The sequence below is a fragment of the Flavobacterium helocola genome (assembly GCF_038289885.1).
Taxonomy (GTDB): Bacteria; Bacteroidota; Bacteroidia; order Flavobacteriales; family Flavobacteriaceae; genus Flavobacterium; species Flavobacterium cheniae.
This window is the reverse complement of the sequence record NZ_JBBYHT010000007.1, coordinates 36,719-58,485: the sequence shown is the minus strand read 5'-3', so window position 1 is coordinate 58,485 and position 21,767 is coordinate 36,719. Positions and strand designations below refer to the sequence as shown.

Here is a 21,767-nt window from a genome sequence, read left to right as displayed (position 1 = left end):
ATAAAAAAATGGCGACGAACTTCAGTTGGTAAACAACATGGAAAAATTAAAAGAGAACGAAGTTTTTTATTCGGAAACTTATTACATATAAAAAATGCCAAACTAAATAATAGCTTGGCATTTTTTTTTGAATCAATAAATAACTGTAACTATTCTTTGGCTTCTGAATTTTCTTCTGCTTTTGAGCCCATTCTATTCGCTTTTAAAAGAGGAGCAAATTTAAATTTGATTGATGCAATTTTCATGTTGTCAGAACCAGATAAACCTTCGTTTTCAACGGTATTTTTTCTAGTATCTAATGCTTCATAGTATAATTTAATTTCATCCCAATCTTCTCTTGAGTAGCTTTCTTTATTTTTTTCAACTGTTGAGGTAAAGTTGTCATATACTCTTAAAATGTTGTCTTTGTTTACCCAAGTAAAAGCCATATCGTCTCCAATATCTTCACTTCCAAAAAGTGCTGTTCTTACAACTGATTTTGTAGCTGCTTTAGGTTGTTGAGCTAAATAATTCGCTTTGTATAATTCATATTTGTCGCTAGAAACTAGTATTTTCCCTTCTAATTCTTCGCGATTTTCTAAATCTTGCAAAGCAACTTCAGCTGCAATTTTTCTTCTTTCGTGATCATTTTCAATGCTATCCCAGTTTGTTTTTAAATCACTTAAAGCAACATTGTTTAACGAGTCTACATACATTTCATATGCCACAACTTCTTTTTCTGCATTAGTTTGCTTTTCATCTTTACATGAAATTAAAGCAACTCCTGATGCAAGTGTAATAAGTAGAAATTTTAAATTTTTCATTTTTGATTGTTTATTTGTTAGAAATTTTTGAAATTAGTTTGGTTACTGCAAATTGAACTCCGTAACCTAAAATTTGTTTAAATGGATTTTTGGATTCGCCAACTACCATTCTTTTAGATAAATAACCGCCTAATACGCTGGTAATGGTTGAAAATAGATTGTCTTTGTTGGTAGCGGTTTTGTAAAATTCGGAAATACCTTGATTAACAATATTGGAAACAGTAAATGAATTATGAACAGTAAAATATTGTTCTTTTAATTCGACGAATTCATTAGCTCGTTTTATTTTTAATGCTGCAATTTTGTTGTCAAGAATATCGGTTTGTTTGAGCGCTTTCATCCTTATAAATGGTTTGGATTACTTTCATCTTCAGAGATAATCTTATCTTTTAATAGCTTAGAAACAATTAAATTATCAATTGGTATTTTAATTAGTGTTTTTCTAAAAATGAATACAATAATGGCAACTATAAAATAAAATCCAGAAACTAGGAAAAATCCCATGGCATAATCATTTAAGAGTTTGCCTATAAAAAGACTAATTCCAATGTTAATAAACAAGGTAAACATAGCCACAATAATAGAGATGGAAATAACAACCGATAAAGATGAGATTACATCTGATGTTTTATCTATGGTATTTAATTGTAGTAATTCAAAACTGGTTTTGGAATACTGTTCTGCTTTTTTGTAAAGTAGCTCTATATCGGTGGCTATATTTTCCATTGCTATTTCTTATCTGGTAATGTCGTTACTCATTCGTTCTAATTTCGATTTTCCATCTTCAATAACTTCTTCTGCATTAGAAGTAAAGTTTGAATATTGATCTTCAACCGAAGCAATAAAATCAGTAAAACTTCCTTTTAAGTTATCTTTTAAATCGGTTCCTTTTTGTGCAATTTTTCTTCTGGTGTTGCTTCCTTTATCTGGAGCAAACAATACGCCTAATAAGGCACCAACTGCTAATCCACCTAACACTCCTACAATAACGTCTGTATTTTTCATACTATTATTTTTTAATGATTTATATTTCTCTTCCTTTGATTAATCTGAATAAAATCGCAATTACAGCGATTACCAACAAAATGTGAATAATATTACCCGCACTGTAAACAAAAAATCCTAATGCCCAAAGAATAACAAGCACTATGGCAATGGTGTATAATAAATTTGACATATCTTTATGTTTTAAAGTTTATAATTGACTAAGACAAGCTTTTGACTTATCTTTTTGAACTCTAACAAAGGTGTAACTTATTGAATCAATTTGTGTTACATACCAAAGGCTAAATGTTACAGATTTCCCACATTTATTGAATTCTCGTTACTTTGAGTTTCCAAAACTTTGAACTAACTTTGCCAAACAACTAACATAAACACCACAACGTTTTGACAACACAACAACTTCAAGACCAAATCCAAGCTAAGAAATCTTTTCTATGTATTGGTTTGGATGTCGATTTGAATAAAATTCCCGAGCATTTACTACAAACCGAAGATCCTATTTTCGAATTCAACAAAGCGATTATTGATGCAACTCACGATTTGTGTGTTTCTTATAAACCAAACACCGCTTTTTATGAAGCTTACGGAATAAAAGGTTGGCAATCGTTAGAAAAAACCATCAATTATATCAACGAAAAGTATCCTGAAATTTTCACCATTGCCGATGCAAAACGTGGCGATATTGGCAACACGTCATCCATGTATGCTAGAGCCTTTTTCAACGACTTAGATTTCGATTCGGTAACTGTGGCTCCTTATATGGGAAAAGATTCAGTAGAACCTTTCTTAGCATTTGAAGACAAACACACGATTATGTTGGCATTAACTTCAAACGAAGGCGCTTTTGATTTTCAAACGAAAAATGTAGAAGGAACAGAATTGTACAAAGTAGTTTTGGAAACCTCAAAATCATGGAAAAATGCTCATAATTTGATGTATGTAGTAGGCGCAACTAAAGCTGAATATTTCACTGAAATCAGAAAAATTGTTCCTGATAGTTTCTTACTAGTTCCAGGTGTTGGCGCTCAAGGCGGAAGTTTAGCTGAGGTTTGTAAATACGGAATGAGCAAGAATGTAGGTTTGTTAATCAATTCTTCAAGAGGAATTATTTACGCTTCAAACGGAACTGATTTCGCTGAAAAGGCTAGGGAAGAAGCGTTGAAATTGCAACAAGAGATGAAAGAGATTTTGGGATAAATTTTGAACAAATGCAATTCACAGACCAATTAGGAACCCAACACACTTTTGCTTCAACTCCATTGCGAATTGTTTCATTAGTGCCTTCGCAAACCGAATTACTTTACGATTTAGGTTTGGAAGATAACATCGTTGGAATAACTAAATTCTGTGTGCATCCTGTTCATTTTAAAGCAACGAAAACGATTGTTGGCGGAACAAAAAACATCAAATTCGATAAAATAAAAGCACTTCAGCCTGATATTATCATTTGTAATAAAGAGGAAAATACCAAAGAAATTGTCGAAGAATTAAGTGCTATTTGTCCAGTTTGGGTAACCGATATTCTCACGATTGAAGATAATTTACAAATGATTCACGATTTTGGTCAACTTTTCAATAAACGAACTGATGCTCAAAAATGGATAGACAAAATTAACTTTGCTTACCAAGACTTTCAGCAATTCATCAAAGATAAACCTATTAAAAAAGCAGCTTATTTTATTTGGGCAAAACCTCATATGGTAGCTGGAAATCATACGTTTATCAATGAATTATTGAAATTAAATCATTTCGAGAATATTTACGAAGTAAAAGAAGGTCGTTATCCAGAAGTCGAATTAAAGAAAATTCGTTTAGAAGGCGATCCTGATTATGTTTTTTTGTCTTCCGAACCTTTTCCATTTACCGATGAACATGCTTTTGAAATAGGACGTTTTACACATCATGCCAAAACTGTTTTTGTCGATGGCGAAATGTTTTCTTGGTACGGAAGTCGATTGCTGAAAGCATTTGATTACTTCAAAAAACTACATACTAAAATTTAAAATTTGTTCAATCGTTAATTTTGTTGAAAAGCAGTACATTTGGGCAAAATTAAAATTTTGATTTCCTACACAATTTATAAAAACGAAACGAGTACAGAATGGGTTACTTTTGTTCATGGAGCAGGAGGAAGTTCGTCTGTGTGGTTCAAGCAAATTCGCGATTTTCAGAAGCATTTTAATGTATTGTTATTGGATTTGCGTGGTCATGGAGATTCAAAAGAACAATTAAAATCAGCATTCAAACAAAAATATACGTTTAAAGCCATTGCCGAAGACATTGTTGAGGTTATTAATTTTTTAAAAATTGAAACCTCTCATTTTGTTGGAATTTCGTTAGGTTCAATTGTTATTCGTCAATTAGCAGAAATGCATCCCAATCGTGTCAAAAGCATGATTTTAGGTGGTGCGATTTTAAAAATGAATTTCCGTTCGCAAGTATTAATGCGATTGGGAAATACGTTTAAATATGTGTTGCCGTATTTGGTGTTGTATAAGTTTTTTGCTTTTGTGATAATGCCGAAAAAGAACCACAAACAATCGCGTTTACTTTTTATCAACGAAGCCAAGAAATTGTATCAAAAAGAATTCATTAAATGGTTCAAACTTACCGCCGAAATTAACCCAGTATTACGCTGGTTCCGTCAAAAAGAACTAAATATCCCAACACTTTACGTTATGGGCGAAGAAGATTATATGTTTTTACCTTCGGTAAAGCAAGTCGTAGCTAACCACGTTAAAACCGCCGAACTTTTCATCATCCAAAACTGCGGACATGTAGTAAATGTAGAACAACCGGTTATTTTTAATGAAGCGGTGATTGGATATTTGAAGAAAAGGTAGGTTGATAGGTTGATTATACTTTTCAATTGCGGATTTTATATAGGGAAATTAGGAAGTAGTAATTGAAGTAAACTGTGGTTAGTAAAAGTATTTTTTATAATTCTTCATTTAAATATTTTTGGATTTCGTTTTCATTTTTTAAATCTATGACTGCAGATAAATCCCAATCATTTAATATTAAATCCATTTCATTACCAATTGTCAATAAAATATTTTTTAATATGGATTTAGTTTCAATGTCTTTGTGAAATCTAAAGCCATTAATCCAAAAATCGTGAACTACATTATCTTTTAAAGTGATTATTATGTCAGCACTTTTGTAAGAATAAGCAAAAGTATTTTCACATTTCCATTTTGTTGCTCCATAACCTTCGTAAACCTCAGTGTTTTTTTTTAAGTCCAGGTTTAAAAGTAATTTATCAAGTTTCTCAAAAGTAAATTTCTTATTAGCTATAATAATTGGATTTTCATTTCTAAGATAAATATTTGTAAAGCCATTTCCATCAAAATTTTCTTCAGCAAAATTCTCAATTTTCTCATTCTCTTTTTTCAGATGAAATAGATTTTCTCGTGGAAGAATTTCAACTTGATTGAAAAAATCCTCATGAAAATAAGCACCATTTTCATTTGCTTCAGTTCCATAAAACTTACTGAATTTTTGTAGTAAAATGTTGATTATGTTCATCGTTTTTCAATATTGCTACTAACGTCCCGCTAGCTTTGCAAGGTCGCGAACTTCTGAACCGATTGTTTTCTGTTAAAGATAAAATTTCTTGCAAAATGTAAATGTGAATTTACTACAAAATTCGCAATCTTGCCAGAAACCTGTTAGTAGAAGTTTTTTTAATATCTTTTTTTTATTTCAAAATAAACAATTAATAGTAACCCAAAAGGAAAGAATAGTGTTAAAATAAAGTAGCCTTTGATTTGTTTTATAATACTCGTTCCAAATTTAAGTTCTGTTTGATAATTAATATGATTACTAAAACCACTTTTTTTATCAACAATTCCAATTTTTTCTGTCCTTTCATCTCTAAAGTTTACACCAATAGGAACTTCACCATTACTATAATAAAATATATTTGGGTTTGTTAATCTTTCATCCGTTTTTATAAAATAGAAGTATTTGTTATTATAGTAATCAAAGGTATAATTAAAGAAGCATATGGAATTTGTTTTCAAATTAATGTCGGAATCATTATCAATTAACTTTCTAAACTCATTTTGAAGACTAATGTATTGATTAGCATCTAAAAAATCAACATCAAAAATATTTGACTTTTTCCCCGCATTTTCTAAGTAATTTATAAAAACCTCATTTTGAATGTTTAGTTCTTTAATTAAAATATTGATTTCATTTTCAGAAAAACCAATATTTTTTTCTTTTGGATTGTTATTAAATTTTAGCTTTCTCAAGTTTATTTAGTAATAGCGTTTATTTTGCAATGCCTTCATGAATTTCTGCTGACGTGCTGCATGTATGAGAAGTAGCGGATTAAAAAGCACTTTGCTTACAGTTTGGTACTGATTTTCAATAAAAGTAGTGATCTTTTATTTATCACTGAGACTGCTATTTATAATACACGCTGTTAGCAAACGTTCATTTCTTTTGTTTAATATAATTAGCCTGTCATTTACTGATTTTTATTAGGCAACCTTACGGTATTTATCCAATAATTTTTTAAGGAATCAGCGAGCTTATCTAATTCAAAAATATTATCAGGTTTTACAATGTATGAGCTGCTTTGCTCTTTATATGCTTTTAGAATGTCTTCTTTCCTGGATGAGGTAGTAAGTATTAATACCGGTATTTGCTTGAAATCCTCTAAAGATTTGATTTCCCGTAAGGCTTCGTGACCATCCATTATGGGCATGTTGATGTCCATCAAGATCAGGTCAGGCAAGTTCGAATTTTCGAAAGGTGCTTCTTTTCTTAAAAATTTCATCGCTTCTGCACCATTAACAACATGATGCAGTTCATGCAAGAATGATTGATCGTCCAAGGCTTCTCTAATCAGAAAAGCATCTTGTTCGTTATCTTCAACTAAAAGAATGGTTAATTTTTTCATTTTTGAATTATTTTGGTATGGTAAATTTAAAAATAGTTCCTCTAGAGGCAACAGGTTCGAACCAGATCTTGCCACCATAGGCAGCAACTATTTTTTTACAGGTAGCCAGGCCAATTCCTGTACCTGTGTATTCAGATTCTGTGTGAAGGCGTTTGAAAATTTCAAATACTCTGTTTTGATGTTCTGGGGCTATTCCAATTCCATTATCGGCAACGGTAAAGGCCCACCATTTTTCGCTTTCGGCAACTTCTATTTTAATTTCCGGTGTTTGTCCTTTGGGCTGATACTTGATGCCATTATTAATAAGGTTGGTAAATAGCTGAATAAATGAACTCGCATCACCCTTTAAGATCGGCATCTTTGATCTGCTAATAATTGCATTTGTATTAACATCAGCTTGGTAATTATAGATGATTGAATCCAGCAAGTTGTTCAAATTGACCGGTTGGTCACCGACTACACCTGTTTTTGAGAAATCAAGGATATCGGTAATCAGGGTTTTCATTCTATTTGCATTGTCATATGCATTGTTGATGTATAGATTGGCTTTTTCATCCAAACGGTCACTGTATTTTTTTTGCAGCATGGAAAGATAGGTAGTTATACCCCTCAGTGGCTCTTTCATGTCATGAGCCGCGATATAAGCAAACTGTTCGAGCTCTTCATTTTTTTGTTTTAGCTGTGCCTGAATGAATTTAATGTGGCTGATATTGGTGGCAGCAACCAGATACTTTGTCGGTTTCCCCTCGAAAAAGATTACTGTAACCGACACCAAGCCATCCATTATTGATCCATCGGCTTTTTTAAATGTCCATTCCCTGTTTTTGTATTTACTTTCATTAGCCAAAGCATAGAGTAATTCTCTGGTTTCTAATTTTCCGGAACGGTTTTTTACCAAAGCATTTGAAGTTTCCTCCCATTCTTTATGCAAAAACAGCAAATCTATCATGGATTGGCCATTGACTTGATCGCTGGTATATCCCAATAATTTTTCGACTCCAATATTTATATCTTCGATTATTCCCTCCTCGTTGGTTGATATAAATGCCACTTCTGTAGTAGCGTCCATCAAGGCTCTGTTTTCTTCCAAGAGGGTTTTTAATCGCATTTCAGTAAGCTTAAGCGGTGTGATATCAACTATCTGAGAGATAAAGTTGAGTATATTTCCATTTTCATCTTTAACCATAGAAACCGCAAGAATGATATAGACGATATGCCCTGCCTTATGAAAATATCTTTTTTCCATTTCATAGTGATCCCGCTTACCCTCAATTAATTCGTTAAGTAAGCCTAAATCAATATCTAAATCTTCAGGATGTGTAATATCCTGAAAGGCAAGTTGCATCAACTCTTCATCGGAGTATCCTACGATTTCACAAATTTTCTTGTTTACCTTTAGCCATTGACCTTTCGGGCTGATGATAGCCATACCCACAGCTGCATTTTCAAAGTTTCCTCTAAAAGCTTCTTCACTTACTCTAAGTGCTTCTTCACTATGTTTATACTCGGTAATATCCTCATGTGTTCCGTACATCCACAAGGGCTTGCCATCATCAGTCCATTCAAATACTTTTCCACGATCATATACCCACACCCAATGCCCCTCCTTATGTTTTATCCGGGCTTCAAACTCATAGAACTCAGATTTCTTCTCAAAACAAGCAGTTAATCTTTTGCCGGATTCTTCCAAGTCATCAGGATGTGCCAGCTTTATCCAGGTTTCAATGCTAATGGGAGCAAGTTCTTCAAGGGTGTAGCCCACTATGCTAGCCCATCTTTCATTAAATATGGTCTCACCTGTTTGTACATTCCACTCCCATGTGCCCACATTAGTGCCTTCCAATACGGATTTGAATCTACGTCTTGCATCCACAAGTTCTTGCACAGGGCGACCTTCCGGAAGTATGTAAATCACTTTTCCGTTGTCATCAAAAATTGGCTTTAGTGTAAAAAGAATAGTGATTGGCGTTTTGTTGGCAATCCACACAACCACTTCATATTCCAAAGCTTCACCTGAGAGTGCTTTCTGAAAATTCACTTTAAGCTCTTCCTGTGTATGTTTAGAAATCTGCCACCAATAACAGTCCCAAAAGTATTTACCGATTACATCGCTATGCTTAATACCTGCCAGATTGACTGCTGTATCATTAGCTTCCAGCAAAATGCCGGTTGTATCTAAAAAACCGATAAAGGTGAAAGTGGAATTAAATATCCCTTTAAATTTAAGTTCTTGGTTTTTTAAATCGGTTATATCTTGAAAACTTCCAATCAATCTATTACCTTTTTTTCTACCTTTTGATCTAACCCACTTTTCGTTATTTTTATCTGTAATAAGTATGCATTCGATATTAAATGGTTCGGCATTAATTATACAGTTTTCAACTGCTTTTGAAACTAATTCCTGATAATCGGGGTGGTAAAAACTGATCCCTTGGGTTTTATCTAAGTCTGTGTTATGAGGTAGTTCATGAATATCATAAACCATCTCACTCCATTTAACTTTATTATTATCTAAATAAAGTTCCCAATGTCCAATTTGGTTGATATTTTGAATCTCTTCCAGCAGTGCTATCTTCTCATTTAATTCGTCTATGAGGCTATTGTTTTGCTCCATAATTTTTTGTTATTAGTAATATTTTAACCTATCTGTGATTGGCTTTTGCTGACTGATTTCTGATATTCACGTGTTACATAAAATGTTTGCTAACGTCAGACTGTGAAAAAACCTCACAATCTTTCTAACAAATATAGTGAAATACTTGTAAGAAAAATACAGATTTTGTATTTTTATGTGTGCAACATATTCAAGGAATTTCACGTCATCAGCTCCAAATGAGTAGCTTAGAAGATAAGATAACATTTGATAATCTAGTTCGTTTATTGAGGCATTTGTTACTCATATCAACGCAATTAAAATAGGTTTTGAGCCTAAAGTTTTAAAAACCGAAGGACGGCCTAATTTTAGGTTAGAAGTCTTTTTAAAATTGTATTTATATGGTTATCTCAACGGAGATTAGAAAAAGTAAACATTGAACATAGTTTAATCATGCAGGTCTATAACATCAAGCGTAGCATCAATATCCTTGGAGTTCCCGATCTAATAGCTAAACTCCAAGCTTGGAACACACCCTATAAGAGAAAGGGTTTGTTTTTTACAAAAATGACCAATTTAAAGCTGTTTTTAGCCTCGATTATTTTTGGAACCGACCAAATAAATTCAAAATTAGCTTGTCATAAAGCGAAGATATATGCGATTTTAAAAATGAAATTGTAGAAAAAAGAGGTTTTTTTTAGAGCCTGACGTTCTGTGGCTTCAAGAAGTGGCGATTATTCAATAACCAAGCCATTACAAATATAACAAAACATCTCATTATGCTGCCGATTTTCATAAAAAAATCAGGATATAAATATTAAATCAGAACGCTTTTAGCAACTATTTTTTTAGTCCACTTTTTAAGTTATTGTTTTTTTTGACTTTTCTTCAAACTAATAATTGGTTTGAATTCGACTTTTTCACAAGCGTAACAATTTTCTTTTCTGTATTGTTCAAATTCGCCATACTTTGTTTTATAAAGTTCATAGCCACTTTTCTCTATTTCAAAATCTGCATAGCAATATGCAATTGGTAAATCCAAAGGAGTATGAAACCAATCTATTCTTGATTTTTCTTGAAAATTGAAATTTCCATTTTTGTCAGTTTTAACACTTTCTGTTCTTAATTCTCTAGACTCATTAGAACCGATTTTTTCATCTATGTAATATTCTTCTTCAATTCTATAGGCTGTTGCATTGAAAACAGGTTTTTTGTTTTCGTCAACTACTTTTCCAGTAATTTTTGGTTCGTAGATAACTTTTTGAGGACGTATGAAAAGTAAAGTAATAAAAACTGTAATTATTGCTATATTTATTTTAATGATTTTCTTCATTTTTGGTTGTTTTTATCATAGAATGCGACAGTGATATAATAGAAATATTTAAAATCCAATTAATTTAATTCTTTTACGTTTAAAGATTTTATCATTATTATAATACTCAATTCTTTTTTTATCAATATTGATTATTATCTTTTGTGTTTTTTTAGGAATTTTGAATCTTACGTGTGGGCCAGTAAATGAAAGTTCGAATTCTGAATTAAAATCTGCTAAAATCAGTTGAGCTTTTCCATTAAAATCAGTGGTAGTTTCATTTATTTTTTTTGCTTCTCTTTCTACTATATTCCCTCCAGCAATTGGATAATCTTTTTCATAATAAATTTCAAAATATATGGTCTTTGATTTTAATTGTGAAAATGAATTTATGCAAATGAATATCAGAATAAGGGTAAAGCAGTTTTTCATTTTTTAGTTACTTTAGTCTAATTAATTTAATGCAGTAATTCTTTTAAGTGCAGCTATAAAGTTATTTTGTTCATTTTTATCACACCAATTATATAAGTAAATAACAAAATAATCTGAATTTTCTGTTTCTTCAATTCCATTTTCAGAATATTTTATAACAGATTTGTTATCAATTCCTTTTATTTTTAGTTCCCTTAATAATGTTTTTGAATTTTTATTATCAACTTCAACTTCAACTTCAACTTCAATTTCAATATCTCTTAAGGGTATATTCCATTTTTGATAATAATCAGAAATAGAGTTTCCAATATAAAAAGTTATTGTGGAATTTTCTAGATTATATTTAGCTTTAGTATGAACTTTTAAATCATTTGAATCCGTACAATTAAGCATATAGTTTTCAATAGTTTTTGCTAAAAATAACCTATCATTACTTTTTTCAATTATGCTTTTTTTTGAAGAGCATGAATGAAACAATAAAAAGCATAATATTCCGATGATTTTTTTCATTTCTTCTATAGGTTAGTATACGTTAATTAGTAAATTCAATTTTCTTTTCTCAAATATAAATAATAATTATAAAATACCTACTAACAAAAAAATCCCCAATTGCTTGAGGATTCTGTTTATTTTTTAGTTTTACCTGAGTTGAACTTAAAGCGTTCTATTGGGCTTTCGGGTTTTTGTTTTTTGTCGGAAGGTTTGCCTTGTCCAAATGGTTTTTTAGCAGGAGCGCCTTTTGGTTTAAAAGGTTTTTTCTCGCCTTCTTTTTTAAAATCGGGCTTTTTGTCTTCTCTTGATATAGCGGTTTTGTTTTTTGCTATTTGGTCTAAAACTTCTTTTGGGTTTTTAGGTTCTTCTTTAGTTCCACGCAAATGAATGACTAATCCGTTTAAGAAATTACGCAATAATTGGTCGCCACATTCCATAAAATTTGGATGGTCTTCGCTTCTAAATACATTCGCTAATTCACCTTTTGAAACTCTAAAATTAACCAAGTTTAAAATTTCAATAATTTGGTCATCACGTAATTGCAACGCTACGCGTAACTTTTTAAAAATATCGTTGTTATTCATTTGTATAAAATATTAGGTCAAAGATATCCATTTAAATTAAGATTTCTTATTTTTACCGCAAAGAAATAATGTATGGATACGTTACAAGAAAAATTAAGTCTATTACAAGAAATGATTGCTTTTGCTTTAATCGATGGCGAATTGCACGATAGAGAGTACGATTTTTTGGAAATGGTAGCCATGGAATTAGAAATAGAAAAGCCTGTTTTTCATAAATTATTTGAAAATAGAGCTTCTGTTTCTGTAATTAAAGATGAGTTTCATAGAATTTGTCAGTTTTACCGTTTGGCTTTATTAATGCATTGCGATGGCGTTATGCACGAAGCCGAACAAATTAAAATCAACGAAATCGGAATCAACATGGGATTGAATCCGTATGCAATGAAACGCGTATTGAATTTAATGAAAAACTCCCCAAACCGAATGGTCGAGGGAGATGTTTTGTTGTCAGTTTTTACTGAACAGCATAATTAAGTCCCAAACTGATTTTCGTTAGCCTTAATGTAATCTACGATTAAAGTTACAATGTCTTCTTCAGTTTCGTCTTCAAAGAATAATTCGTCTAAGTCTTCCCAACCAGAAATGATGTTTTCGTCTGCTTTTTCGATGAATTCCATTCTTTTTTCAACGTCAGATGAATAGGCTTTAACTGGAAATAAACTCAATGCTTTTGAAATTAATTCAGCCGTTTTAAATGCTTTTATTTCTTTATAAGATGTAATGACTTCTTCTGCAAAATCACCTGCTTCTGAACTGAAAAAGAATTGAAAACCGCCTTCTCCCATAGCACCTTCAAATAAATCTACAAAAACGAATACTTTTTCTTCATCGGTTAACGAAGAGAAATCTTCTGTTTCTTCTTTTTTCTGCCAAATGATTTCTCCAATCGCTTCAATGATTTTGATTTCGTCTTCTAATTTTAGAATGTTTTCAATTTTGCTCATAATTTCTTGATTAACGTTTTATATTCTTGTCATTCTGAACTTGTTTCAGAATCTAAACTCCTAATTTATTAACTGAGAAGCTGAAACGAGTTCAGCTTGACAAATTTTTAGAGAAAAAATTACAACTTTTCTTGTAATGCTTTTATATCGTCACGTAATTTGGCAGCTTGCATAAAATCTAATTCTTTAGCGGCTTTTTCCATCATTTTACGCATGTCTCTGATTTTCTTTTCTATTTCTGGTTTTGATAAATACAAACTTTCTGGCTCAGCGGCTTTTAAAGCTTGATTTTCATAATATTGTGTCGATACAGAATTGTTTCCTAAAGCGCTTCCTAAACTCTTATTCAAAGCTTTCGGCGCTAATCCGTGTTTGGTATTGTAATCGATTTGTTTTTGTCTTCTGTAATTGGTTTCGTCAATCGTTTTTTGCATCGAATTCGTAATTTTATCCGCATACATAATGGCTTTTCCATTTACGTTACGCGCAGCACGCCCCACAGTTTGCGTTAACGAACGATGACTTCTCAAAAAACCTTCTTTATCAGCATCTAAAATCGCAACTAGCGAAACTTCGGGTAAATCTAAACCTTCACGTAATAAGTTGACTCCAATTAAAACATCAAAAATCCCTTTACGTAAATCTTGCATGATTTCCACACGTTCCAAAGTATCTACATCCGAGTGAATGTAACGACAACGAATCGAAACTTTGGTTAAATATTTGGCTAATTCTTCCGCCATACGTTTGGTTAAAGTAGTGACCAAAACACGCTCATCAGCTTCGCAACGCAATTGAATTTCTTCAATTAAATCATCAATTTGATTCGCACTTGGACGAATTTCAATAATTGGGTCTAATAATCCTGTCGGACGAATGACTTGTTCCACATAAACGCCTTCTGTTTTCTGTAATTCATAATCAGCAGGTGTTGCCGAAACATAAATGACCTGATTTTGTAAGGCTTCAAATTCTTCAAATTTTAGTGGGCGATTGTCCATGGCAGCTGGTAATCTGAAACCGTATTCTACTAAGTTTTCTTTACGACTTCTATCGCCACCGTACATAGCGTGTACTTGCGAAATCGTAACGTGACTTTCATCCACAACCATTAAGAAATCATCTGGAAAATAATCTAATAAACAGAAGGGTCTGGTTCCGGGTTCTCTTCCGTCTAAATAACGAGAATAGTTTTCGATTCCAGAACAGTAGCCTAATTCGCGAATCATTTCTAAATCGAAATTGGTACGTTCTTCTAGTCGTTTTGCTTCTAAATGTTTACCTATTTCTTTAAAATAATCGACTTGTTTTACCAAATCTTGTTGGATAGCCCAAATCGCATTTTGCAACACATCTGGCGAAGTCACAAACATGTTCGCAGGATAAATGGTTAGTTTTTCATACTTTTCAATGACTTGCGATGTTTTTGGATCATAGGCTTCAATTTCTTCGATTTCGTCTCCAAAAAAGTGAATTCGGAACGGTTCATCGCCATAACTTGGAAATATTTCCACAATATCGCCTTTGATTCTGAAATTTCCAGCGGCAAAATCAGCTTCGGTTCTTGAATATAAACTTTGGACTAATTGATGTAGTAACTTGGTACGAGAAATTTGTTGACCTGCTTCTAAATTGATTACGTTTTTTTGAAACTCAACCGGATTTCCAATTCCGTACAAACAAGAAACAGAAGAAATCACAATAATGTCTCTACGTCCTGAAAGTAGCGCGGAAGTTGTACTTAAACGTAGTTTTTCTAATTCTTCGTTAATGGATAAATCTTTTTCAATGTACGTTCCGGTAACTGGAATAAAGGCTTCGGGTTGGTAATAGTCATAATACGAAACAAAATACTGCACCGAATTATTGGGAAAGAACTGCTTGAATTCGGAATACAACTGTGCCGCTAAGGTTTTGTTATGTGCTAATACTAAAGTTGGACGCTGTACTTCTTGCACCACATTAGCCACCGTAAATGTTTTTCCAGAACCGGTTACACCTAATAATGTTTGGTACTTTTCACCATTTAAAATACCTTTTGAAAGTTTTTCAATGGCTTGTGGTTGGTCACCAGTAGGTTTATATTCGGATACGACTTGGAATTTCATTAACTAAAGCTAAAGAGTTTAATAGGTGTAAAGTTACAAAGTTAAGCTAAGATTTTTTCATTACAGAATAAATTATATATTTGTTCGAAGAGTTTCCCCAAAGCTCTAAACAAAACTTAACTACATGAAAACAAAAAACGCACTACTTTTATTAGTACTTGTTGCTAATTTATCATTTTCTCAAACGTTTATTCAGCAATATCAAAATATTGTGAATCAAACTTCCCAAACGAATATTACGAATTATTTAACTGAATTTGAAGCTTTTGGCGTTAAAAGAAGAGGAACTCCCGCCTTAGAAAATACATATAATTGGTTGCGAAATAAATACTTAAGTTATGGTTATGCGGCGGGTCAATTACAAGAAGATACGTTTACAAATTCAGGCTTTACTTGTAAGAATTTAATTTTAACAAAAGTAGGTACGGTTTATCCAAATACCTATGTTATTGTTTGTGGACATTATGATTCAGTTTCAGGAACAGGAACAAATGATAATGGAAGTGGAATTGCTACGATTCTTGAAGTTGCACGTTTATTACAAAATGTTCCCACCGAATATTCTATAAAATTCATCAATTTTAGTGGTGAAGAAGATGGTTTGCTAGGAAGTCAGCATTATGTAAATACGATTGTAAATGGCACATCTCCAAAAATGAATATAAAATTGGTTTTCAATATTGATGAAGTAGGTGGAATTGCAGGAATGACAAATAATTCGATTACTTGCGAACGTGACACCGGTAATCCAAGTTCAAATAATGCTGCATCGAATACGATTACAAATGAATTGATTAATTGTGTTGAATTATATTCGCCGCTAAATGGTGTTTTATCGTATGCTTATGCATCAGATTATATGCCTTTTGAAGAAAATAATGAGATAATAACTGGTTTTTTTGAGACCAACGAATCAACTCATCCACATTCTCCAACGGATTTATTGGTTAATATGGATCCAGTTTATAATTTTAATGTGGCAAAAGCGGCAACAGGAGCTGTACTTCATTTTGCAATTGCATCTACCACTTTAGGAACAAATACATTTGACAATGACTTGCAGATGAGTTTTTTCCCAAATCCTACAAAAGAGATTTTAAATATCAATTTTGGAAAATTAACGAATCAAAAAAGCGCGATTAAGATTGTTGATATTAATGGGAAAGTAGTTTTTACTTCAACTTTTGAAAATCCTAACATTATTGAAAGAATCAATCTTCCTAATTTATCAAAAGGAATGTATTTGGTGAACGTTACTTCAGAAAATGCGGAAATAAATAAGAAGATAATTATCGATTAATCCCAATATTTAATAAGATTAACTGTTTTTTTACTAAAATTTGGCATATTAATTGCTTTCAAAAGTGTAAACTTTTACACTATGAAAATATTTTATTTTTTTACATTTTTCTTCTTTACAATTGTTGGTTTTTCCCAAGAATATGTTGGTCAATACTCTAAAAAGAAGATTGCTAAGAACGGAGAATTATTCGAATTTAGTTTGACTTTGAATAATGACAATTCTTACACTATTGAAATTCATCGTAATTTGAATCAATGTAATAGTGTTGATGAATTTTTTAGAGGTAAAGGGAAATGGCAAAAAGAAAATAAAAAGATTCGTTTTTTTCCAGATTTAAGTAACGAAAAGAATGAAATTGATTTATCTGGAGCAACAGCAAGATTTGATAGTAAAAATAAAAAGGTGCTAGTTTTTTTTAATCTGATATCCTCTTGGGATTTAAGTGTCGGAATGCAAAAAAATGATTAATCCCAACATTCCATTAACAATAAATCGCCTTTTTCGTGAGAAATGGAAACAATTCCGTCCTCGGTAACATGATTGCTGCTTCCGGTTTTATATCCAATTGTTAGCGAATGATTTTCTAAAGGATAAAAAAGATTAGTAGAATGAATTCCCGTTACTTCTCCAATTGGAATTAATGATATTGGCGTGTTTTTAGTATACCATTTTTCAAAAGTGTTTGGCAATAAAAAAATCTTAGAATGATCATCTAACAATACAATTTTTAGTTGGTTTCTAAATTTAACGATGCTTGTAATGTTTGTTATGGTATGATCGGCGCGTTTTCCGGTTGCCCAAATAACATTTACCGCTTTATGTCCTTTTTCAATAAGATAATCAAAGGCTTTTTCTAAATCGGTTTTATCTTGATTTGGCGTATGAACAATTTCTAACGGATATTGTTTTTCTAAATAATATTCTGGATTAAAACCTCTGTCAAAATCGCCTAATAATACGTCAACTTTGATTCCTAGTTCTAAAACACGTTCAATTGCCGAGTCTAAAACAATCACCAGTGGCGACCATTCTAATAACTGACCTAATAATTCTTCACTACAGGAAGCTCCGTTAGCAATAATTAAAGCAGGTTCTTGGTCGTCGCGAACAATGTGATGTGAAGACATTTTTTAGATTTAAAGTAGTAAAGATATTGTTAAAAAAAATCAATTACAAAATCAAGTTCAAGTGCAAAATTCAAAATTGATTTTGTAATTGAACTTGATTTTGTATTTTAAATTTATTGCACTAAGTAATTAACAGTATCAATTTCAGATAAATGAAAATAACCTAACGGATAATTATTGTTGTTTGTTGTATTTGTAATATTTCCTCTAATGGTTGCAGGTGGAGTTGCAAATGGATTTCCAGAACCACTTCCCGCAATGGTAATCAATTTATTCATGTAATTATGATAGCTTTTAGAAATGCCTTGAACGCTTAAATCTAATGTTATTCCGGGTTGAGTTTCGCTACTTCCGTAAAATCCAAACATTACGTTTCCTTGGAAAAATTCATCGCTAACCACACCAAATTCAGGTATTTGTTTGTTTGGATTTTTGACGCCTAGTAAATAATAATTTTCTTCAGCTCCATTGTCTTGGTAAAAATATTTGATTTGAATTTCATCTTCACCACCAAATCCAGGAACGGTTTCTTGAGTAACATTTATAATATCTGGAGTTGCAAATAAAGCACTAGAAGCAGTATAAACAGCTCCTTCATAAAGAATTTCTAATCGATATATTTCTCCAATTACTGGCTGAAAATTGTTGCAAACATAATCTCCTGTAGTTGGTACTTCAACAAAGTTGAATACCACGTTAGAACTATTTGTAACAGTAACAGTAGCACCATTTGCAGGAAGAATATCATTAGTGTAAAAATCATTCGTCAAACTTAATTTTATAGTTTGATTTTCGCCTGAGGTTCCTTTTTGCCATTTAATTATGGCATCAATAACCAATTTAGGTTCTGAATTGTTCAAATCAATATCTACAACTTCTTCACAACTTATTGATAAAATTGTTGTGAAAAATAAAACGCTATATAAAAGAATCTTTTTCATGGTTTTAAAATTTAAAATTATAAGAAACTGAAGGCACAATTCCGAAAATAGAAAGCTTGACCGCTTCATTTGCTCCAGTTTCAGCATTTTGTCTAAAAGTTATTGAAGCAGCGTTATAGCGGCTGTATATGTTGTAAATTCCAAAAACCCATTCGCCTTTGAATTTTTTATTTTCATATTTTTTAGGAGTTAAAGTTGCTGAAACATCCATTCGGTGATAAGCCGGTAATCGGTCTTCGTTTCTTGAATTATAACTAGGAACCGTTACACCTTGAAAAACATATTTTCCTGTAGGATAAGTTACAGGTTGTCCTGATTGAAGTGTGAAATTAGCTCCAAAACTCCATTTTTTATTTAATTTATAACTTCCGGTAACTGCTAAATTATGTGTTTTGTCATACGCAGAACGATACCAATCGCCATTGTTAATTCCTATTTCTGTAGGTGTTCTTCCAGGAGTTTTTTGTTCTGAACGTGATAACGTGTAAGAAATCCATCCGTTTAAGCGTCCTTCATTTTTTCTAAGCATCATTTCTAAACCATACGAACGCATTCTACCATTTAAAATTACTTGTTCAATTGCTTCATTGGCAATTAAATCGGCACCATCAATGTAGTCGATTCTATTTTGAACTTTTTTGTAATACGTTTCTAATTCTAAAGTGTAATCGCCATCTTTAAAGTTTTTAAAATAACCTACAGCAATTTGATCTGCAATTTGTGGTTTAATGTAATTATCACTTGGTGTCCAAACGTCTAATGGTGTGGGTGATTGCGTATTTGAAATCAATTGCATGTATTGCACCATTCTATTATATCCCGCTTTTACAGATTGATCTTTATCAATTTCATAGGAAACCGTAAGTCGAGGCTCAAAATTAGAATAATCAGCTATTTTTTCATTCGAACCAAAATATTTGGTGCTAGTTGGAGTTGCTTTTTCATAAATTTTCAATTCTTCATCATACAAAACCGGCTGATTGTTGTCGTAATAGTTGATAGTAGAAGCTCCAACTCGATAAAATGAACTAAAACGAATTCCGTACATGACGGAAAGTTTATCGGTTAAATTTTGCTCAACTTCGGCATATAATGCGTTTTCAAAAGCGTATTTTTTATCCAATTGTCTGAAGTTGATTGATGAATTTTCATCTAAAGGTTCAATGGTTCCGGGATTAATATCGAATTTCGTCACATTGACTCCAAAATTAAATTTTACTTTATCGGATGCATAGTATTTAAAATCGTATTTTAAATTATAGTTTTGAATGGTTGATTCCCAATTGAATCCAATGAAATCCAACTCTAATCCATAAAAATAGTTACTATAAATTAACGATAAATTGGAAAATAGTTTATCTGAGAATAAGTGATTCCAACGCATGTTAAGTGTTGAGTTTCCATAAATATTTCGAAACGATTCATTTAAGTTGAAAATATCACGACCAAAATAACCAGATAAATATAAGTTGTTGTTTTCGTTGAGTTTGTAATTCAGCTTGGTGTTTAAATCATAAAAGTAAGCCGAGTTTTTATTATCAGTTAATTTTAAGAATAAGTGAGCATATGAACCTCTTCCTGCAATAAGAAAAGAACCTTTGTCTTTTACAATTGGACCTTCAGCCAATAAACGACTCGAAATCAAGCCAATTCCACCATTCATACTGAATTTATTACTATTTCCGTCTTTTTGATAAACATCCAAAACCGAAGCGGCTCTTCCTCCAAAACGAGACGGAATTCCACCTTTATACAATTTCAAATCTTTAATCGCATCTGCATTAAAAACTGAAAATAATCCAAAAACGTGAGAAGTATTATAAAGCGTAGCTTCATCTAAAAGAACTAAATTTTGATCCGCACCACCACCACGTACATTAAAGCCTGATTGACCTTCCCCAGCATTAGTAACACCTGGCAAAAACAAAAGCGATTTAATAATATCAACTTCGCCCATTAAAACTGGCATCTGCTTAATGGTGCTAATTGCTAGTTTATTAACACTCATTTCTGGTTTTTTGATATTGGTCTTATAAGCGTTTTCTGTAATGACAACTTCTTTAAGTTCTTGTTTGCTTTCTTTTAAGCTAAAGTTTTTCTTTACGTTTTGATCGATTTCTAATTTTTCAGAAAAGGTTTCAAAGCCAATATAGCTAATTTGAAGCGTATAATTTCCTTTTGGTAAAGTAATAGAATAGAAGCCGTATTCATTTGTATATGTTCCGATATTTAAATCAGAAACATATACCGAAACACCAATTAAAGTTTCATTGTTGTTAGCATCAGAAACGATTCCACTTAGGGTTACCTTTTCTTGTCCGAATCCCAAAAGTGAAAAAAAGAATAAAAACAAATAAAGTTTTTGTTGTAGCATGATTTCGGTATAGATTTTGTACTACAAATTTCACGAAAAAAATATGCAATAGTTTAAAACAAATGTTAATTTGTAATCAAAAATCAATTATTGTTTTAATTTTACAAAATTCAATGTTATCTCAATGAAGACTAAAATCTTTACGTTACTTTTTATCCTTCAATTTGTGCTGGTTTCAGCGCAAAAAGATTCTCCATTTAAAGCCTCTAAATTAAAGTTAAATTGGGACGAACCTGCAAAAGTTGAAACTCCTTCTAATACCAAATCGTTACCTTATAAAAGTATTTTTGATAAAAATGATGATTATTTGAAAAAGTATTCGATTTTGAATCAGAAAAAGGGAGAAGAAAGTGTAATGGTTCAGAAAAGTGAATTTAAGAATCCAGGTGATGAAATTAAAAGAAAATTAAATAATCAAGATAAAGAAATCAAACCTGAATATCGCTCTAATCAATTTTTAGGAGAATTTCGTGTAATGACTAAGTATGTTAAGGTAGTTTGTCGTGATCATGAATACCCAGATGGTGACAGAGTTCGGCTATTAGTAAACGATAAAACTTTAGTTTATGAAATATTGCTTGAAGCAGCTCCAAAAGAATATTATATTGATATTTCGGAAGGTTTTAATAAATTAGACTTTGTTGCTTTAAACCAAGGTTCTTCAGGTCCAAATACTGCTGCATTTAGTGTTTTTGATGATGCAGGAAACCTAATTACTTCAAATGAATGGAATTTAACAACTGGAATTAAAGCTTCGATTGTAGTTATTAAAGAAGAAAATAAGAAAACAAAATAAAAAAAGCGACCCAATCAGGTCGCTTTTTTGTTGTATAATGT

At 31.8% G+C, this 21,767-nt stretch carries 25 protein-coding genes; 7 read left to right on the top strand and 18 right to left on the bottom strand.

Annotation, left to right across the window (positions count from 1 at the left end):
• Nucleotides 1-149 precede the first annotated feature (149 nt).
• From AAEO58_RS12585 to AAEO58_RS12565, 5 genes are read right to left on the bottom strand one after another with little or no spacing between them, the layout of a single operon-like run.
• A complete protein-coding gene (locus AAEO58_RS12585; protein WP_341683753.1) occupies nucleotides 150-803 on the bottom strand; it encodes a hypothetical protein in 654 nt (217 codons plus the stop codon).
• Between the two features lie 10 nt (nucleotides 804-813).
• Nucleotides 814-1,143, bottom strand: coding sequence for a hypothetical protein (locus AAEO58_RS12580; protein WP_290820005.1), 330 nt, complete (start codon nucleotides 1,141-1,143; stop codon nucleotides 814-816).
• Nucleotides 1,144-1,145: 2 nt separating this feature from the next.
• The gene (locus AAEO58_RS12575; RefSeq protein WP_341683751.1) at nucleotides 1,146-1,529 is read right to left on the bottom strand and encodes a hypothetical protein; all 384 of its coding nucleotides are present in this window, start codon (nucleotides 1,527-1,529) and stop codon (nucleotides 1,146-1,148) included.
• 9 nt (nucleotides 1,530-1,538) lie between these two features.
• The gene (locus AAEO58_RS12570; RefSeq protein WP_341683750.1) at nucleotides 1,539-1,808 is read right to left on the bottom strand and encodes a YtxH domain-containing protein; all 270 of its coding nucleotides are present in this window, start codon (nucleotides 1,806-1,808) and stop codon (nucleotides 1,539-1,541) included.
• 19 nt (nucleotides 1,809-1,827) lie between these two features.
• Nucleotides 1,828-1,980, bottom strand: coding sequence for a lmo0937 family membrane protein (locus AAEO58_RS12565; RefSeq protein ID WP_133606109.1), 153 nt, complete (start codon nucleotides 1,978-1,980; stop codon nucleotides 1,828-1,830).
• A gap of 212 nt (nucleotides 1,981-2,192) precedes the next feature.
• Here AAEO58_RS12565 and pyrF point away from each other — a divergent pair, with 212 nt between their 5' ends.
• The 3 genes from pyrF to AAEO58_RS12550 are packed head-to-tail and all read left to right on the top strand — an operon-like array spanning nucleotide 2,193 to nucleotide 4,651.
• Nucleotides 2,193-3,005: an orotidine-5'-phosphate decarboxylase gene (gene pyrF / locus AAEO58_RS12560; protein ID WP_341683749.1), complete on the top strand. Its 813-nt coding sequence runs from the start codon at nucleotides 2,193-2,195 to the stop codon at nucleotides 3,003-3,005.
• A gap of 11 nt (nucleotides 3,006-3,016) precedes the next feature.
• Nucleotides 3,017-3,811 (top strand): ABC transporter substrate-binding protein, encoded by a 795-nt coding sequence (locus AAEO58_RS12555; RefSeq protein ID WP_341683747.1) that lies wholly within the window; start codon nucleotides 3,017-3,019, stop codon nucleotides 3,809-3,811.
• 57 nt (nucleotides 3,812-3,868) lie between these two features.
• Entirely contained in the window at nucleotides 3,869-4,651 is a 783-nt protein-coding gene (locus AAEO58_RS12550; protein WP_341683777.1) for an alpha/beta fold hydrolase, read from the top strand.
• A 94-nt stretch (nucleotides 4,652-4,745) separates the two neighbouring features.
• Here AAEO58_RS12550 and AAEO58_RS12545 read toward each other — a convergent pair whose 3' ends face one another.
• From AAEO58_RS12545 to AAEO58_RS12510, 8 genes are all read right to left on the bottom strand, one after another.
• Complete coding sequence (locus AAEO58_RS12545; RefSeq protein ID WP_341683746.1) at nucleotides 4,746-5,336, bottom strand: hypothetical protein; 591 nt, start codon at nucleotides 5,334-5,336, stop codon at nucleotides 4,746-4,748.
• 158 nt (nucleotides 5,337-5,494) lie between these two features.
• Nucleotides 5,495-6,067 carry a hypothetical protein gene (locus AAEO58_RS12540; protein ID WP_341683745.1) on the bottom strand — a complete coding sequence of 191 codons (573 nt, stop codon included), beginning with the start codon at nucleotides 6,065-6,067 and terminating at the stop codon, nucleotides 5,495-5,497.
• A 218-nt stretch (nucleotides 6,068-6,285) separates the two neighbouring features.
• Nucleotides 6,286-6,720, bottom strand: coding sequence for a response regulator (locus AAEO58_RS12535; RefSeq protein ID WP_341683744.1), 435 nt, complete (start codon nucleotides 6,718-6,720; stop codon nucleotides 6,286-6,288).
• Nucleotides 6,721-6,727: 7 nt separating this feature from the next.
• Nucleotides 6,728-9,334 (bottom strand): PAS domain S-box protein, encoded by a 2,607-nt coding sequence (locus tag AAEO58_RS12530; RefSeq protein ID WP_341683743.1) that lies wholly within the window; start codon nucleotides 9,332-9,334, stop codon nucleotides 6,728-6,730.
• A gap of 844 nt (nucleotides 9,335-10,178) precedes the next feature.
• Complete coding sequence (locus AAEO58_RS12525; RefSeq protein ID WP_341683742.1) at nucleotides 10,179-10,646, bottom strand: hypothetical protein; 468 nt, start codon at nucleotides 10,644-10,646, stop codon at nucleotides 10,179-10,181.
• 48 nt (nucleotides 10,647-10,694) lie between these two features.
• Entirely contained in the window at nucleotides 10,695-11,057 is a 363-nt protein-coding gene (locus AAEO58_RS12520) for a hypothetical protein (RefSeq protein ID WP_341683741.1), read from the bottom strand.
• A 21-nt stretch (nucleotides 11,058-11,078) separates the two neighbouring features.
• The gene (locus AAEO58_RS12515; protein WP_341683740.1) at nucleotides 11,079-11,567 is read right to left on the bottom strand and encodes a hypothetical protein; all 489 of its coding nucleotides are present in this window, start codon (nucleotides 11,565-11,567) and stop codon (nucleotides 11,079-11,081) included.
• A 116-nt stretch (nucleotides 11,568-11,683) separates the two neighbouring features.
• Complete coding sequence (locus AAEO58_RS12510) at nucleotides 11,684-12,133, bottom strand: DUF1456 family protein (protein ID WP_341683739.1); 450 nt, start codon at nucleotides 12,131-12,133, stop codon at nucleotides 11,684-11,686.
• Nucleotides 12,134-12,205: 72 nt separating this feature from the next.
• Between AAEO58_RS12510 and AAEO58_RS12505 the strand changes: the two genes are divergently transcribed.
• Nucleotides 12,206-12,607 carry an excinuclease ABC subunit B gene (locus AAEO58_RS12505; RefSeq protein WP_341683738.1) on the top strand — a complete coding sequence of 134 codons (402 nt, stop codon included), beginning with the start codon at nucleotides 12,206-12,208 and terminating at the stop codon, nucleotides 12,605-12,607.
• Here the strand turns inward: AAEO58_RS12505 and AAEO58_RS12500 are convergent.
• A complete protein-coding gene (locus AAEO58_RS12500; protein ID WP_341683736.1) occupies nucleotides 12,604-13,077 on the bottom strand; it encodes a DMP19 family protein in 474 nt (157 codons plus the stop codon). The genes AAEO58_RS12505 and AAEO58_RS12500 overlap by 4 nt on opposite strands.
• A gap of 119 nt (nucleotides 13,078-13,196) precedes the next feature.
• On the bottom strand, nucleotides 13,197-15,185 hold the full coding sequence (gene uvrB / locus AAEO58_RS12495) for an excinuclease ABC subunit UvrB (protein ID WP_341683734.1): 1,989 nt from the start codon (nucleotides 15,183-15,185) through the stop codon (nucleotides 13,197-13,199).
• 124 nt (nucleotides 15,186-15,309) lie between these two features.
• Here uvrB and AAEO58_RS12490 point away from each other — a divergent pair, with 124 nt between their 5' ends.
• Together AAEO58_RS12490 and AAEO58_RS12485 are read left to right on the top strand one after the other, a co-directional pair.
• Nucleotides 15,310-16,485 carry a M28 family peptidase gene (locus AAEO58_RS12490; protein ID WP_341683733.1) on the top strand — a complete coding sequence of 392 codons (1,176 nt, stop codon included), beginning with the start codon at nucleotides 15,310-15,312 and terminating at the stop codon, nucleotides 16,483-16,485.
• 81 nt (nucleotides 16,486-16,566) lie between these two features.
• Nucleotides 16,567-16,956: a hypothetical protein gene (locus AAEO58_RS12485; protein WP_341683731.1), complete on the top strand. Its 390-nt coding sequence runs from the start codon at nucleotides 16,567-16,569 to the stop codon at nucleotides 16,954-16,956.
• Here AAEO58_RS12485 and AAEO58_RS12480 read toward each other — a convergent pair.
• The 3 genes from AAEO58_RS12480 to AAEO58_RS12470 form a co-directional block, all read right to left on the bottom strand.
• On the bottom strand, nucleotides 16,953-17,615 hold the full coding sequence (locus tag AAEO58_RS12480) for a thiamine diphosphokinase (protein WP_133606134.1): 663 nt from the start codon (nucleotides 17,613-17,615) through the stop codon (nucleotides 16,953-16,955). The two genes, AAEO58_RS12485 and AAEO58_RS12480, sit on opposite strands and share 4 nt — an antisense overlap.
• A gap of 113 nt (nucleotides 17,616-17,728) precedes the next feature.
• Nucleotides 17,729-18,556: a DUF4249 domain-containing protein gene (locus AAEO58_RS12475; RefSeq protein ID WP_341683729.1), complete on the bottom strand. Its 828-nt coding sequence runs from the start codon at nucleotides 18,554-18,556 to the stop codon at nucleotides 17,729-17,731.
• A 4-nt stretch (nucleotides 18,557-18,560) separates the two neighbouring features.
• The gene (locus tag AAEO58_RS12470; RefSeq protein ID WP_341683728.1) at nucleotides 18,561-20,930 is read right to left on the bottom strand and encodes a TonB-dependent receptor; all 2,370 of its coding nucleotides are present in this window, start codon (nucleotides 20,928-20,930) and stop codon (nucleotides 18,561-18,563) included.
• A gap of 124 nt (nucleotides 20,931-21,054) precedes the next feature.
• On the opposite strand from AAEO58_RS12470, the gene AAEO58_RS12465 reads away from it, so the two are divergent.
• Nucleotides 21,055-21,726 carry a hypothetical protein gene (locus AAEO58_RS12465; RefSeq protein WP_341683726.1) on the top strand — a complete coding sequence of 224 codons (672 nt, stop codon included), beginning with the start codon at nucleotides 21,055-21,057 and terminating at the stop codon, nucleotides 21,724-21,726.
• Nucleotides 21,727-21,767 lie beyond the last annotated feature (41 nt).